The organism is Micromonospora rhizosphaerae, from assembly GCF_900091465.1.
GTDB classification, from domain to species: Bacteria; Actinomycetota; Actinomycetes; order Mycobacteriales; family Micromonosporaceae; genus Micromonospora; species Micromonospora rhizosphaerae.
In genome coordinates this window covers 2,123,832-2,138,462 of record NZ_FMHV01000002.1, presented here as the reverse complement: position 1 = coordinate 2,138,462, position 14,631 = coordinate 2,123,832, and the positions used below count along the sequence as shown (strand labels likewise).

The 14,631-nt window shown below is 71.3% G+C and carries 12 protein-coding genes, 2 tRNA genes and 1 pseudogene; 8 read left to right on the top strand and 7 right to left on the bottom strand.

Annotation, left to right across the window (positions count from 1 at the left end):
• Positions 1-499: 499 nt before the first annotated feature.
• The 4 genes and pseudogenes from GA0070624_RS10400 to GA0070624_RS10385 all read left to right on the top strand — a co-directional run bounded on the left by GA0070624_RS10400 (position 500) and on the right by GA0070624_RS10385 (position 4,184).
• Positions 500-1,663 carry a low temperature requirement protein A gene (locus GA0070624_RS10400; RefSeq protein WP_176731651.1) on the top strand — a complete coding sequence of 388 codons (1,164 nt, stop codon included), beginning with the start codon at positions 500-502 and terminating at the stop codon, positions 1,661-1,663.
• A 121-nt stretch (positions 1,664-1,784) separates the two neighbouring features.
• A pseudogene (locus tag GA0070624_RS10395) lies at positions 1,785-2,714 on the top strand (replication initiator); the annotation flags it as partial.
• 25 nt (positions 2,715-2,739) lie between these two features.
• Positions 2,740-2,922, top strand: coding sequence for a helix-turn-helix domain-containing protein (locus tag GA0070624_RS10390; protein WP_091339534.1), 183 nt, complete (start codon positions 2,740-2,742; stop codon positions 2,920-2,922).
• The gene (locus GA0070624_RS10385) at positions 2,922-4,184 is read left to right on the top strand and encodes a tyrosine-type recombinase/integrase (protein WP_091339530.1); all 1,263 of its coding nucleotides are present in this window, start codon (positions 2,922-2,924) and stop codon (positions 4,182-4,184) included. The genes GA0070624_RS10390 and GA0070624_RS10385 overlap by 1 nt, the downstream gene beginning before the upstream one ends.
• Positions 4,185-4,269: 85 nt before the next feature.
• On the opposite strand, the gene GA0070624_RS10380 is transcribed toward GA0070624_RS10385, so the two are convergent.
• Positions 4,270-4,345 (bottom strand) — tRNA-Lys (locus GA0070624_RS10380).
• A gap of 187 nt (positions 4,346-4,532) precedes the next feature.
• Between GA0070624_RS10380 and GA0070624_RS10375 the strand changes: the two genes are divergently transcribed.
• The gene (locus GA0070624_RS10375; protein ID WP_091339526.1) at positions 4,533-5,789 is read left to right on the top strand and encodes a L,D-transpeptidase; all 1,257 of its coding nucleotides are present in this window, start codon (positions 4,533-4,535) and stop codon (positions 5,787-5,789) included.
• A 206-nt stretch (positions 5,790-5,995) separates the two neighbouring features.
• Positions 5,996-7,273 carry a L,D-transpeptidase gene (locus GA0070624_RS10370; protein WP_091339523.1) on the top strand — a complete coding sequence of 426 codons (1,278 nt, stop codon included), beginning with the start codon at positions 5,996-5,998 and terminating at the stop codon, positions 7,271-7,273.
• Positions 7,274-7,378: 105 nt separating this feature from the next.
• On the opposite strand, the gene GA0070624_RS10365 is transcribed toward GA0070624_RS10370, so the two are convergent.
• Both GA0070624_RS10365 and orn read right to left on the bottom strand, forming a co-directional pair.
• A tRNA-His gene (locus GA0070624_RS10365) sits at positions 7,379-7,454 on the bottom strand.
• A 116-nt stretch (positions 7,455-7,570) separates the two neighbouring features.
• Complete coding sequence (gene orn / locus GA0070624_RS10360; RefSeq protein ID WP_091339520.1) at positions 7,571-8,161, bottom strand: oligoribonuclease; 591 nt, start codon at positions 8,159-8,161, stop codon at positions 7,571-7,573.
• 73 nt (positions 8,162-8,234) lie between these two features.
• Between orn and GA0070624_RS10355 the strand changes: the two genes are divergently transcribed.
• The gene (locus GA0070624_RS10355; RefSeq protein WP_091339516.1) at positions 8,235-9,503 is read left to right on the top strand and encodes a glycosyltransferase 87 family protein; all 1,269 of its coding nucleotides are present in this window, start codon (positions 8,235-8,237) and stop codon (positions 9,501-9,503) included.
• A gap of 157 nt (positions 9,504-9,660) precedes the next feature.
• On the opposite strand, the gene GA0070624_RS36800 is transcribed toward GA0070624_RS10355, so the two are convergent.
• From GA0070624_RS36800 to GA0070624_RS10335, 4 genes are all read right to left on the bottom strand, one after another.
• Complete coding sequence (locus GA0070624_RS36800; RefSeq protein ID WP_425413498.1) at positions 9,661-10,653, bottom strand: hypothetical protein; 993 nt, start codon at positions 10,651-10,653, stop codon at positions 9,661-9,663.
• 151 nt (positions 10,654-10,804) lie between these two features.
• A complete protein-coding gene (locus GA0070624_RS10345; RefSeq protein ID WP_091339512.1) occupies positions 10,805-11,530 on the bottom strand; it encodes a YcnI family copper-binding membrane protein in 726 nt (241 codons plus the stop codon).
• A gap of 15 nt (positions 11,531-11,545) precedes the next feature.
• Positions 11,546-13,228, bottom strand: coding sequence for a copper resistance CopC/CopD family protein (locus GA0070624_RS10340; protein WP_091348558.1), 1,683 nt, complete (start codon positions 13,226-13,228; stop codon positions 11,546-11,548).
• Positions 13,229-13,272: 44 nt separating this feature from the next.
• The gene (locus GA0070624_RS10335; protein WP_091339508.1) at positions 13,273-13,917 is read right to left on the bottom strand and encodes a zf-HC2 domain-containing protein; all 645 of its coding nucleotides are present in this window, start codon (positions 13,915-13,917) and stop codon (positions 13,273-13,275) included.
• Positions 13,918-14,023: 106 nt separating this feature from the next.
• Between GA0070624_RS10335 and GA0070624_RS10330 the strand changes: the two genes are divergently transcribed.
• Complete coding sequence (locus GA0070624_RS10330; RefSeq protein ID WP_091339505.1) at positions 14,024-14,611, top strand: sigma-70 family RNA polymerase sigma factor; 588 nt, start codon at positions 14,024-14,026, stop codon at positions 14,609-14,611.
• Positions 14,612-14,631: the final 20 nt, after the last annotated feature.

The following is a 14,631-nucleotide window of genomic DNA, read 5'->3' as shown; positions in this document are numbered from 1 at the left end:
CGCCGCGCGGGCTCGTGGCCGCGCGGCCCGGCCGGCTGCCGGCCCACCATCTCACCGGGCAACGCTCCTGTCGTTCTACGGCGGCCCTCCGGGCACTCCCGCTGTCCGCGCCAGCCGCCGGGCGTCAGGCGTGACGGCCGTAGAGCGACAGCGGCAGCGGCCGGCGCGCGCCCAGGCGGCGGCGCGTGCGGCCCGTCAAGGGCCGCCTTGAAGACGTACAGAAACTTTGCACAACATCGCCGGCAGCCGGCAGCCGGACTAGACACCGCCGGCAGCCGGCAAGACTGGACGATCTTGTGTCCGACGCCGGCAGATGCTAGACACGGCGGCCTCGGCTAATGCTTGTCTCCGGCCGCTCGGTCCTCGCTTCGCCTTCGGATACACGCGGGAGGGATCCGCCCGATCGTGCATCCCCCGGGTGATAAGCGAAGAAGATAATCCTGTGAGGCATATCTCGTGGCCCCGGCCGGTATTGACCGAAGCGACGCAGCGCGCGACCTTGTTCGAGATCTTCTTCGACCTGGTCTACGTCTTCGCCCTGACCAGGGTCATCGCGTTCATGGGGCATCCGCTGACACCCCTCACCTTGGCGCAGGGGCTCATCCTTCTACTGCTGTTCTGGGTCACCTGGACGAACTACACCTGGCTGGGCAACCAGGCCCGCGCCGACCTCGGCCCGGTCGCCGCCGGCACCACCCTGGCGATGGCCGCGATCTTCGTGGCCGCCCTGGTCATACCCGACGCCTGGCAGCACGGCGCGACAACGACGGGCGCCCGGCTGACCCTGGCCTTGGCCTACATCATCCCCACAGCACTGCACCTCACTCTCTACTTCTATGCGGCGACCGGGGACCGGCAACTGCACACCACCCTCGGCATCTACGCCACAGCCGTGGCGTTGGCCTGGATACCGCTCGTCCTCGGCGCGGTACTCGGCGGCACCGCGCAGACCCTGCTGTGGGCGGCGGCTTTCCTGATCAACTTCACCGGAGGAGGCGTCCTCGCCTCCCGGGTCAGCGGGTGGCCAGTGCGTAGCCCCAGCCACTTCACCGAACGGCACGGCCTGGTATTGATCATCGCACTCGGCGAGTCACTGGTATCAGTGGGAGTCGGGGCCGAGCCGGCGGTGACCCACGCCCCGGTACTCGTAGCGGCGCTACTCGCCTTCACCTCGACGGTCTGCCTGTGGTGGCTCTACTTCAAGCGTTCCGCGTCGGCCGCCGGCGTAGCACTGGCCAGGGCATCCACCAAACGGCGCAACCAAGCAGCCGTCAACGCATACAGCTGGGCGCACATTGCGCTGATCGCCGGAGTCATCTACATCGCGCTAGGCATCGAGCAGGTCCTCGTGCACCTGACCCACAACCAGCCCCGACACGCCGCCGGAACGCCGCTGGACTGGACCTCCACCCTCGCGCTGTACGGCGGGGCATTCCTCTACCTCGCTGGCCGGGTGACGTTCCTCCGATTCACCGTCCGGTCCACCCCGCCAGGGCATCTCGTCGCTCCCGGCGTGGCACTGTTGCTGTTGCCAGCCGCCCGGATCCTGCCTGCCCTGGCCGCGCTCGGCCTGCTCACCGTCTTCCTCGTCGCCCTGGTCGTCTACGAGTGGCTCGGCGGACGCGAACAAGACCCGACCGCAGATGAAACCACCAAGCTCTGACCCCGTTCAATTACCGCCCGCATCAACATCATCGGCCTCGCCGTCCCACCATCGCCACCGCACCACGGTCGGTATTCGATCATGATCTGGCGTCAAGGATCGAGCGAGGCCGTTTCGCCAAGCCCTCATCCGCCTCGACGGCGTCCACCCCACCGACCCCACCGCCGTCATCCCCCCACCGGCCGGGTTCACCGCCTCCGACCTCGACGACGCCATCCGGCACGCCGCCGCCCAGGTCGACTACACCACCCCCGGCCACCCCGACCGGCCCGCCGGCTGGCCCGTCGTCTGGGGCCGACAGCTCGACATCCGCCCCATCTCGCTGACTGGTCGTGGTGAGGTCACCGATGGCATGGTCGCGGGCTACCTTGCCAAGTACGCCACCAAGAGCACCGAGGTAACCGGGCACCGCTCCGTCCGGCTCGACGCCGACACCATCGGCGACTACGCCGACCCCGACGGCGACCACACCGCCCGCCTCATCGACGCCTGCTGGCGCATCGGCCGACCCACCAGCACACCCCGGCCGCTGCTCGACCGGCCCCGGGACCACCGGCCCCGGCCCGGCTTCGTCGACCGCTGGGAGTGCCCCGACTGCGGCACCCACACCCGATACGCCGCCTGCCCCGTCTGCATCGCCGAACGTCAAGCCGTCCTTGACGCCGAGTCGACGAAACCGGCGACGACCAACCCTTACGCCCGGCTGCGGCGGTGGGCGCACATGCTCGGCTTCGGCGGCCACTTCCTCACCAAAGCCCGCCGCTACTCGGTGACCTTCCAACTCCTGCGCGACACCCGCGTCACCTACCGCCGCAACGAGGACCAGGACCAGGGCGCCGGCGAGGAAATCAAGGCCGTCGACCACCTCGACGACACCACCCTCATCGTCGGCACCCTCACCTTCGCCGGCGTCGGCTGGCACACCACCGGAGACGCCCTCCTCGCCAACACCGCCGCCGCCCTCGCCCGCGAACGACGAACCACCGGCCGCGAAGAACTCGCCCACGAACTCGGCACCACCCCCGCTGGCACCGACTCGGTCGCCGCGTGACCTATCAACTTGTGAGAGGAGATCAATGGACACTTCCAAGCTCTTGGCCGTGCCTGAGGCCGCGGCCCGGCTCCGGGTCAGCAAGTGGATGCTCTACAACCTGATCCGGTCGCGTCGCCTGCGCTCGGTAAAGATCGGGGACCGTCGGTTGATTCCGGTGGCCGCGCTGCGAGCGTTCCTGGCTGCGCTTGAGGAGGATGCTGCCTGATGGGTGCCGTCATCGCGTTTCCGGCTCCCGAGCCGGAGGAGCCCCGGCGTCGTCGCTCCAAGAAGCGATCCAATGGCCAGGGGTCGATCTATCAGCGCAAGGATGGCCGATGGGCAGGGGCCGCCTACGTCCTCACCGCCGACGGCACCTTCAAGCGGGTGCCCGTCTATGGCAAGTCGGCAGAGGAGGTCGACGCCAAGCTAACTGAGATCAAGAGCCGTTCCAATCGGGGACTACCGGCTGAGGCCACCGGCTGGACGATGGCGTCCTACGCGGATTACTGGATGGAGCACGTTGCCTCACCCAAGCTGCGCCCGACCACCCTGGTCCGGTACCGGTCATCGGTCGCGCGCTACGTGGTGCCCGCTATCGGAAAGAGGCGTCTTACCGCCTTAACACCGGCCGATGTCCGACTCATGCTCTCCAAAGCTGCGGCAACGCGTACCGCCGGTCGGAAGGGTCAGCCTGAGGACGAGCGTCCCACCGTCTCGCCACGAACCGTCCAGCAGGTTCACGCGGTGCTGCGGGCGATGCTCAGCCAGGCCGTACGTGAGGAGCTGCTCGCCCGCAACGTCGCCCGGTTGGTGCAGGTGCCCACGCCTGATCGGGAGGAGATCCACCCTTGGACCGAAGCTGAGGCTCGCGCGTTCCTGGCCTCAGCGAGGGCGCACCGGCTGCATGCCCTGTTCGTGGTCGCGTTGGCTCTTGGTCTCCGCCGTGGTGAACTTCTCGGGCTGCGGTGGTCGGATCTCGATTTGAACGCCGGACAGTTGCGGGTGTGGCAGACATTGCAGCGAGTCCGCGGCGACGGCGTAGTTTTTGGTCCGCCCAAGTCGCGCCGCTCCCGTCGGGTCCTGACGATGCCGGCCGTCGTGGTGCAAGCGCTGAAGCGCCATCGCAACGTTCAGGAGCAGGAGCGCAGACTCGCCGACGGGCAGTGGCAGGAGACAGGGCTTGTCTTTACGACCGCCACCGGTCGCCACGTTGAACCACGCAACCTGAACACGGCCTTCGGGCGGTTGATCGCGCGAGCCGGTGTGCGGCTGATCCGGTTTCATGACCTGCGGCACACCTGCGCCACGCTACTTCTGGCCGCCGGTGTGTCGCCTCGGGTGGTCATGGACATCCTCGGTCACTCGCAGATCGCGGTGACCATGAACATCTACGGGCACGTCATGCCGGCAATGCAGCAGGAGGCGGCGGGCCACATCGACGCGGCGCTGAGCGAGCAGGAAGAGACGGGTGACGATGGTGACGACTGACACGGTTGCTGTCGCCGTTGCTGTCACTCACCCCGAAATGACATCTGGGCACCCACCCGTGAGGGGTGAATGCCCAGGTGATTGCTGGTGCGCCGCCAGGGACTCGAACCCCGAACCCGCGGATTAAGAGTCCGCTGCTCTGCCAGTTGAGCTAGCGGCGCTCGCTGGCAACGGGGAGAACACTAGCACGCCTCCCGACCCGGGTTCCAATCCGTTCCCGGGCTCCCCCCTTCGGCCGAGCTTAACGGGCAAAGCCCCGGAAACTGCCCAGCTCACGGCCAGCGGGGCCCAACGTGATGGCCGTGATGTTGCACGATGTGCGCCAGGTACGCGAGAACAGAGGTGGGGATGGGCAGGTTCGCGCGGACCAGGGCCATGGTGGGCGCCCTGGTCCTAACGGCGTCGCTGGCACTGACCGGGTGCGGGGACGACCACAAGCAGCCGGAGGTCGTCAGCGGTGGCCAGCAGGCCGGCGCCTCGGCGACGGTGGGGCCGACGGGCGAGCCGTCGCAGCCGGCCGCCCCGCTCCGGGTGAGTCCGGCCGACGGGGCGGACGACCGGCCGGTCAGCACCGAGATCAGCGCGAAGATCCCGGGCGGCGGGCAGGTGTCGGAGGTCGTCCTCACCGCCGCGAACGGCGAGACGGTGGCGGGCCGGATGCGCCGCGACGGCTCGTCGTGGGTGCCGTCCGCCTCGCTGAAGTACGCCACCCGCTACACCGCGACCGTCACCGGGACCGGCCCGGACGGGCAGACCCACGAGGGCACCAGCACGTTCACCACCATGGCCAAGCCCAAGTCGATGATCGGCTCCGGGCTCTACCTGTTCAGCGGGAAGACCTACGGGGTGGCCATGCCCGTGGTCGCCGAGTTCTCCCCCGGTATCCCGAAGAAGGACCGGGCCGCCGTGCAGAAGCGGATGTTCGTCCGCACGGACCCGCCGCAGCCGGGCGCCTGGCACTGGCTCTACAACGGCACGCAGGCGTACTACCGGGCTCCGGAGTACTGGAAGCCGGGTACCACGATCACCGTACGCCTGGCGCTGGCCGGCATCCCGCTGAGCAACGGCCGCTACGGCAACGTCGACCGGACCGCGACCGCGAAGATCGGCCGATCCTTCGAGATGAAGGTCGACAACGCGACCAAGAAGATGAGCGTGTACGAGGACGGCGCGCTGGTGCGCACCCTGGCGGTGAGCCTCGGCAAGAAGAGCACCCCCTCCTCGAGCGGCACGATGGTGGTGATGGAGAAGAAGGAGTCGACGGTCTTCGACACCCGGGACGAGCCGGACCCGGACAACCAGTACGTCACGAAGATCGATTTTGCCCAGCGGCTCACCTGGGGTGGCGAGTACATCCACGCCGCCCCCTGGTCCGAGGGCGTGCAGGGCCGGGTGAACGTCTCCCACGGCTGCGTCAACGTCTCGATGGCGAACGGGAGGTGGCTCTTCGACCGGACCCTGATCGGCGACCCGGTCACGGTCCGGGGCACCGAACGGAAGCTGGCGCCGGGCAACGGCTGGACCGCGTGGAGCATGAGCTGGTCCGAGTTCATCAAGGGCAGCGCTCTGCCGGTGCCGGAGGGCGGCGCAGGCCCGGCCTTCTGAGCGTTGGTCAAGGTGGGCTGAGGGGTCACCGTGACCGGAAGCGCGCTGCGGCGGCTGGTAGAGATGTGCCTCACTCACAAAGCACCGCATCCTACCAAAACCCATACATCCTGGCCGGGATGTTCGGTTCACTCCCGGCAACGGGTATCCGTATCCCTGCGTCAGTAGAGGACGATGGGACCGGGGATCACGACTGTGAGGGAATCATGCGAGCTAGCCAGGATGAGCTGATCCGGTGCGGGACCGTCCGGCGCGGCGGGCGACGCCGGTTGTTCGCGGCGGGCATGCTCGCCGCCGCCATGGCGCTCACCTCCGCCTGCAGCAGCGGCGACGGCGGCAAGCCGTCGAGCTGGCAGGGCCCCAGGGAGAGCCCTCCGAAGGCGGCGGCCACCATCACCGAGCCCCAGGCCGATGCCAAGGACGTGGCCGCCTCCACCGGCATCGCCTTCACCACGAAGGACGCCCAGGAGACCACCGTCGAGCTCAAGGACTCGGCCGGCAAGGCCGTCGAGGGCGAACTCTCCTCCGACGGCAAGAGCTGGCTGCCGGACGGCGCCCTCAAGTACGGCGAGACGTACACGGCGACGGTGACCGCGACCGGCGACGACGGCAAGCCGGCGACCGCGACCAGCACCTTCACCACCATGCAGCGGCCGTCGAAGCAGATCCGGGTGGTCAGCTTCCTCGGCGACAACCAGGTGGTCGGCGTGGGCATGCCGCTGATCGTGAGGTTCAGCCGGGCGATCCCGGAGGACTACCGGGACGACGTCCAGAGCCGGATGACGGTGACCGCCAAGCCGGCCCAGGAGGGCGTCTGGCACTGGGTCAGCCCCACCGAGGTCCGCTACCGGCCGAAGGAGTTCTGGAAGGCCAACAGCACGGTGTCGTACCGCGTGCAGGCCGGCGGTCTGCCGCTCGGCGACGGCTGGTACGGCCGCTCGGACCTCGCCGTGGACATCAAGATCGGCCCGTCCTTCGTGATGAGCGTCGACAACCGCACGAAACGGATGACCGTCACCAAGGACGGCAAGGTGATCAAGACAATCCTGGTCAGCCTGGGCAAGAAGACCACCCCGTCCTCCAGCGGCACCATGGTGGTGATCGAGAAGCTCCGCAAGACGGTCTTCGACACCCGGGAGGAGCTGGGCCCGCAGGAGGGCTACCGGACGGACATCGACTACGCCCAGCGGCTCACCTGGGGCGGCGAGTTCATCCACGCCGCCCCCTGGTCGGAGGGGCAGCAGGGCACCGTCAACGTCTCGCACGGTTGCGTGAACGTCTCGATGGCCGACGGTGCGTGGCTCTTCGCCAACACCCGGATCGGCGACCCGATCACGGTCAAGGGCACGGAACGCAAGCTGCAGAACGGCAACGGCTGGACCGACTGGAACATGAGCTGGGACGAGTACGTCAAGGGCAGCGCCCTGCCGTACGAGCCGCCCGCCGAGCCCGGCGACGAGGCCAGCGCCGAGCCGACCGCCTGATCGACCGGCAGGAGCCCCCGGCCGACCGGAGGGGGCTCCTGCGTCTGCGGCCACGAATCCCCGCACAACGACGGAAGCCCCTCCCGAGGGAGGGGCTTCCGTTTCTGGGGTGACTGATGGGAATTGAACCCACGACAACCGGGACCACAACCCGGTGCTCTGCCAACTGAGCTACAGCCACCATGCTCTCCGCGGCCGGTCGAGCCGGGCGGGGTGCGGACCAATAATAGCCACATCCGTGCCCACCGCGTCCAGCGGGTTCCGCCCAGCGGCCGGGGCGCAGCCGTGCCGCCGGGGTCAGAGCTGGGCGGCGATGGCCTTGGCGCTCTCCACGTCCGGTCCGGGCAGCGGTACGAAGATCGTCCGGCGGTAGTACTCCAGCTCGCGGATGCTCTCCCGGATGTCCGCCAGCGCCCGGTGGGCGAGCCCCTTCTGCGGCTGCCCGAAGTACACCCGCGGGTACCAGCGCCGGCAGAGCTCCTTGATCGAGGAGACGTCGATCATGCGGTAGTGCAGCTGGGCGTCGAGGCGCGGCATGTCCCGGGCGATGAAGCCGCGGTCGGTGGCGATCGAGTTGCCGCAGAGCGGCGCGCTCCCCGGGACCTTCACGTATGTGCTCACATAGTCCAGCACCATGTCCTGGGCCTCGGCCAGACTGACCGTGGACCGCCGGACCTCCTCGGTCAGCCCGGACTTGTCGTGCATGGTCCGAACGATCTCCGGCATCCCGTCCAGCGCCGCCTCGTCGGCGTGGATGACCACGTCGACGCCCTCACCGAGCACGTTCAGGTCGGGGTCGGTGACGAGGGCGGCGACCTCGATCAGTGCGTCCCGGCCGAGATCCAACCCGGTCATCTCACAGTCGATCCAGACGAGAAGATCAGCCACCGGAACAGACTACGCGTAGCCCGCGTGCCCGCGCCTCGGCACTGTGGCCGGAGGGGACCAGTAGGGTTTCCCCGTGCCAGCCGAACCCGTTGCGCCACCCGCCGTCACCGAGGACGACCCGGGCGGTCGTACGGTCCGTCGGCTCGTCACGGTGGTGGCGCTCGCGGCGGTTCTGCCGGCGCTCTACCTGCCCGGCCGGGTGCACGACTTCTTCGACCTGAAGATCTACATGCGGGCGATGGACTGGTGGGCGGCCGGCCACCCGCTCTACGACTATGTCCAGCCGGACCGGGTGCAGGGCGCACTCTACTTCACCTACCCGCCGTTCAGTGCGCTGCTGCTGCGACCCTTCGCCCTGCTACCGCTGGGCGCCACCGTCGCGATCTTCACGACCCTGACGGTGATCGGGGTGGTGGTCACCACCCGGTGGCTGGTGCGGCCGCTCGCCGAGCGGCACGACCTGCCCCGGCTGTTCACCGTCACCCTGGCCGTCCTGCTGGTCTTCGCCGTGGAGAGCACCCGGGAGACCATCACCTTCGGTCAGATCAACATGCTGCTGGTGGTGCTGATCCTGGCCGACCTGCTCTTCGCCGTACCGCAGGAGCGGCGCTGGGCCGGCGTGGGCGTGGGGCTGGCGACGGCGCTGAAGCTCTACCCGGGAATCTTCGTCGTCTACCTGCTGGCCGCCCGGCGGTGGCGGGCGGCGGTGGTGGCGGCGGGGACCGCGGTGCTGGCCACCCTGCTGTCGACGGCGGTCGCGCCCACGGACTCGTGGCGGTTCTGGACGCACGAGCTCTGGGCGACCGACCGGGTCGGTCGCACCGACTACACCGGCAACCAGTCGCTGTTCGGCCTGCTCAGCCGGTTCACCGCGCCGGAGAAGCCCGGCCAGCTCCCGTGGCTGCTGCTGGTCGCGGTGGTCGCCGGGTACGGGCTGTGGCGGGCCGCCCGGGCGGCGCGGGCCGGCGACACGCTCGCCGGCCTGACGCTGACCGGGCTGGTCGGCGGGCTGGTCAGCCCGATCACCTGGACGCACCACCTCTACTGGTTCATCCCGGCGGTGGTGGTGCTGTCGGACGCCGCACTGGACGCCGACCGGAGCACGGCCGAGGGGGCCCGCCGCCGGCGCTGGCTCCTCACCGTCGCCGCCGGTACCGCGTTCGTGATCATCTACGGGGTGGTGTCCTTCCAGGACTGGGGCGTCGCCCCGGCCCACACCGACAACCTCGGGGAGTTCGTCGCCCGCAACCCGTACGTGCTGCTCAGTCTGCTGCTGTTGGTGGTGCTACCGACCCGGCACGCCGCCCGGCCGGCCGAGCCCGGCGCATCGGCCACACCCTGAAACCCTGCCTGAAATGGGCATATTTCCCAGTCGGTGCTGTTCGGCGTTAATCTGGTCACAACTACCTCAATTTTCTCCGAGGTAGCACCGGATCCCCCCGGTGACGGTGGCCCTCCGCGTCGGCAGCGCGGAGGGCCACCGTCGTTCCGCCGGCCGCTCAGCCGTCCGCGGTCGCGTCGCCGGGCTGCGCGGGCCGGATCGGACGGTCCACCTGCGCCGGTCGACCCCCCGTCGTCTCCGGGGGCCAGGACCAGATCGTCGTCGTCCCCTGGCTCGACGGCAGGTCGGCCAGGGTGGCCGGTCGACGGCTCGGCACCGGCCCGATCGCGGCCCGGGGGCGCTCGGCCAGGGCCGAGCCGACGGAGACCAGTTGCCGCTCGGCCAACGGCCGCCGCCCCTCGGCGGTGGGCTGCGCGCCCAACCCGCTGAGCGAGGTCACGCCGAGCCGGCCGGCGAGCACCGGGACCTGGTCGGGTTCGACGACGAAGACCACCTCGCGCGGGCGGACCGGGCGCAGCAGCAGCGCCACGGCCAGCGACACCAGCAGGATCCCGCCGGCGAGCAGCCCCCACGCCGCGGCGGGGAACCAGCCGACCCGCAGTTCGGCGCGCAGGTCGAGGGCCAGGTCGGCCCGGCCGTCGGGGCGCATCACCACGAGGCTCAGCGACCGGTCGGCCAGCGCGCCGGGGTTCCACTCCAGCGAGCCGATCCCCTCGCGTACCCAGAAGCGCTGGCCCAGCGGGACGGCGACGGTGTCGGCAGCCGGCGGCCCAGCCGGATCGAGACGGACCGGCAGCGGCCCCCGGGCCAGGGCCACCCGCCGCACGGTCGCGTGCGGGACGGGGTCGAGCCAGCGCTGCACCGCGTCGGTGGGCGCCAGGCCGATGAAGGCCGGGCCGCCGGCAGTCCGCGCGGTCAGCCGGAGCCGGGCCTGCCCGGTACGAGCGAACGGCGCCTCGGCGCGGAGCAGGTCGTCCACATCGGTGACCACCACCGCGCGCCCCGGGGTGCGGACCGTCTCGAACCGGGCGCCGAAGCCGCCGTCGGGGTCGGCGTGCCGGGCGACGGCCCAGAGCGCGCCGGCGGCGAGAAGCGCCGGGATCCCCACGGCCAACAGCAGCATTCCGGCGATCGTCCGCACGAACCGCATTCGCGTCGTCCCCTTCGGTAGCCAACCAACCCGGCCGACCTTACCGACGCCAACCGCCCAATCGCCGGATATCCACGGCAAGGGCCTCGAAGGACCACAGAAAGGTCGCCGGCCCGCCGGATCTACCGACGGGCCGGCGCCAGGCAGGGGTTCAGGCCTTCGGCGCGGGCTCTCGGCGGGTCCGCAGAAATGCCAGGCCGCCCAGGATCAGACCGGCCAGGCCGGCGACCAGACCGGCGACGCCAAGCGCGGTCCCCGCGCCGTCGGCGTCGTCGTCGGTGTCGGCCGGGGCGGCCGCGACGGCGTTCGCGGCGGGGGCCGCCGACGGCGCCGCGGCGGTCAGGGTGAGCACCGGCGCCGGCTTCTCCGGCTCCTCACCGCCGGGTGTCGGCTCCTCGATCCAGCGGACCACGTTGCCGTCGGAGTACGTCTGGAGCGCCTTGAAGACCATCTTGTCCACCTGCGGCAGCGGCCCCACCGAGACCGGGAACTCCTGGAACTGGCCCGGCTTGATCGCCGCGTCCCCGGTGGCCGTCCAGGTCAGCTTGGCCACCGCCTCGGTGAGCTGGCTGCCGTGCACCTCGATCGGCGGCTCGACCTTGCGCTTCTCCACCGCCACCGTCCACCCCGGCACCGGCATCGTGGAGACCGAGCCGACCGGGGCGTTCTCCGGGAGCACCACCTCGACCTTGGTGGTCGAGGCGCTGTCGCTCTCGTTGGGCACCCGGAACGCGAATCGGCCATAACCGCCCTGGGTCGCCTCCTTCGGGTTGACCGAGACGTGCGCGGAGGCGGGCCCGGCGAAGCCGAGCACGGCGGTGGCGACCGCCGCGAGCGCGAGCGCGGCGGCGGTTCCGGGACGTCGGAGACGGAACATGGACGAGAGCCTCGCTTACTTGATGGGCACGGTGGCGGTCACCGTGGCCTGGTCGATGTCGGACGTGCGGACGGTGAAGCGGAACTTCCACTCCCCCGCCGCCGGGAGGTTGATCTCCCCGGTCACGTGGTTGTCGGTCAGCGGCAGCAGCGGGATCTCGATCGGCTCGATCCCGGCCGACGGCAGCGCGGCGGTCGCCCTCCACTCCGCCACCGGCTGCGGCCGGTTGTCCTTGCTGTACGCGTAGAGGTGCATGGAGTTGTTGCCCCGCGCGGCCGGGTCCAGCTCGACCTGCAGGGAGTAGAGCGGGCTGGAGAGCGTCGTGGCGTAGTAGCCGGTGGGCGTCCCGGCCACGTCGGCACCGGCGGTGCGGGCCGGGGTGGTCTGCACCAGGTTCGCCGAGACGCCGAGCACCACCGCGGTGATCGCCAGCTCCACCCAGATCGCCCGGCGCACGGGCGCCGGCCGCTGCGCCGCGGTGCGCCGCCGCACCAGCGACCGGGAGTACGCGGCGACCGCGATCACCAGCGCGAACAGCCCGATCTTGGCGAGCAGCAGCCGCCCGTACGTGGTGTCGACCAGGGCCTTCGGGGTGGCCACCTCGATCAGCCCCTGCACGGTGCCGGCGAGCAGCAGCGCCGCGACCGCGAGAGCCGCCCAGCGGGACCAGATCGGCAGGATGGCCGCCAGCTCCCGCTCGTCGGCGCGGCGCAGCAGGAACACCGCGAGCATCACCAGGCCGCCCAGCCAGACCGCCATGCTGCCGAGGTGCACCGCGTCCACCACCACCGAGACGGCCGGCGCCGGCGAGGCGGCCGGATGGCCGGCCAGCGGCCAGGTGAACAGCGCCGCCCCGCCGAGGAGGGCCAGGATGATCCCGTCGGTGCGGCCGACCGGCCCGGCGAAGAGCGGCCGGACCAGGAATGCCGCCGCCGCGAGCAGCCCGAGCCGGACCAGGTGCGCCGTGCCGTACACGCTGCCCAGCACGTCACCGAGCCCGGAGCCGGTCACGTCGAGAAGCCCGCCGCCGACGGTGTAGGGCACCTGGAGCCACAGCTCGGCGAGGGTGGCGAGGAGCACCAGCCCCAGCCCCGCCCAGCCCAGCCGGGCCGGGCCGCGCCGGGACAGCCGGCGCGGCCAGAGCGCCGCGAGTACCAGCGCCGGGCCGACCAGCAGCAGCAGGCCGGCGTAGCCGAGGTACTTCGCCACCTTGACGGCGGTCTCGACCACCGGATCGGCCCGGTTCTCGGTACCCGAGTCGACCGGCTGCGGCGACGGCGCACCGACCGAGTAGGTGAAGGCGCCGGAGACCGGGTGACTGTCGGCGGAGATGACCCGGTAGCTCACCAGGTAGGTGCCGCGCCCGCCGGCCGGGTCCACCGGTACGGTCACCACCGCCCCCTTGAAGGACGGCTCGCCCCGGTCGGCCCGCGAGCCGTCCGGCGCGATGACCCGGATCTTGCCGGGCACCTTGCGGACGCCCTCGCTGAAGGTCAGCACCACCTCGGCCGGCCCGCTCGGCACCACCGCCGACGCCGCCGGACTGCTGCTGACCAGCACGGCGTGCGCGCTCGCGGGGGTGGCCGGGGCGAGCAGCAGGGCGACGACGGCGACCAGGAGGCCAACGGTGGCCCCCAGTCGGGCGCCCCATCGGCGGTCGGCAACGGCCACGGACCGGCGGCGTACGGCGAGAATCATGGCCCCCATGCTCTCCGACCGCACCCGGGACCGGCGACCCCGCCTCACCCGCGTCCCGGCGCGAGGACGGTGGGCAGCGGAGGCTCGGGGTCACGGCTGACCCGGCTCAGTGCCCAGAGCAGCCCCGCCTGGACCGCGGCGGCCAGGTGGCCCACCTCGTGCACCAGTGCTGTGGTCGACCTGGCGACGTCCACCGCGCTGGTCCCGGCGAGGCAGACCGCCAGCACCAGCGCGACCGGCAGGAACGCCCGGGCGCGCTCCGGTCGCCAGGCGGCCAACGCGAACCCGACCGCCACCGCCGCGTCGAAGGAGGCCATCTCCCGGCTGGTGTGCGGGTCCGCCTCCACTCCGAGCCCGGCGAGCAGGATCGGCAGCGCGATGGCGAGCTGGGCGATCGCGGCCACCGCCACGGCCACCCGGAGCACCTGGCGGCGGGCCCGCGTGGTGGCGGCGGCCGTGTGCCGCGCCGCCGCCTGGTCCGCGGCGACCGCGGCCAGCACCGGGGCGGTCAGGTCGGGTACGTCGACCGCCTGGAGCCGGGTGAGCCGGGTCACCCGCTCCGCCCGGGCCAGCCAGGAACGGCAGCCCGGGCAGGAGTCGGTGTGCGCCTCCAGCGCCGTCGCCGGCACCTGCGGGTCCTCCCCGTCCAGCCGAGCCGACAGCGCGACGCGTACGTCGTCGCAGTTCATGAGGGGGTAGTCGACCGGCGCGACGGAAAAGTTCCCGGCGTGGCGCAGGCCATGAAGGGTCGAAGGACTCTGTTCGGTCCGTGACCGCCGCGTAACCTGGTCTGTCGTGATCCCCGCCCCGCGCGACACCGCCGCCGGTCCGACCCACGCGGCGGACGATGCTGGGCGGGAATCGGCCACCCACTGGGCGCTCGCCGCACGGGACGGCGATCCGGTCGCCCAGGCCGCCTTCGTCCGGGCCACCCAGGCCGAGGTGTGGCGCTTCGCCGCCGCGCTGGTCGGCCCGGGGAACGCCGACGACCTCACCCAGGAGACCTACCTGCGGGCGTTCCGGGCGTTGCCGGGGTTCGAGGGGCGGGCCAGCGCGCGTACCTGGTTGCTCGGCATCGCCCGGCGGGCCTGCGCGGATCACCTGCGCACGGTGGTGCGCCGCCGGCGGCTCGACGAACGGCTCGCCGCGCACGCCCTGACCGACCTGCCGTACCCCGACCCGGCCGGTCAGCTCGGCGCCGCCGACCTGGTCCGCCGGCTCCCCGCCGAGCGGCGCGAGGCGTTCGTGCTCACCCAACTGCTCGGCCTGTCGTACGCCGAGGCCGCGGCGGTGGAGGGGGTGCCGGTGGGCACCATCCGCTCCCGCGTTGCCCGGGCCCGCGACGAGCTGGTCAGGGCGGTCGGCGACGGGCTCACCGGTTGACGCGGAACTATCGCCGGATA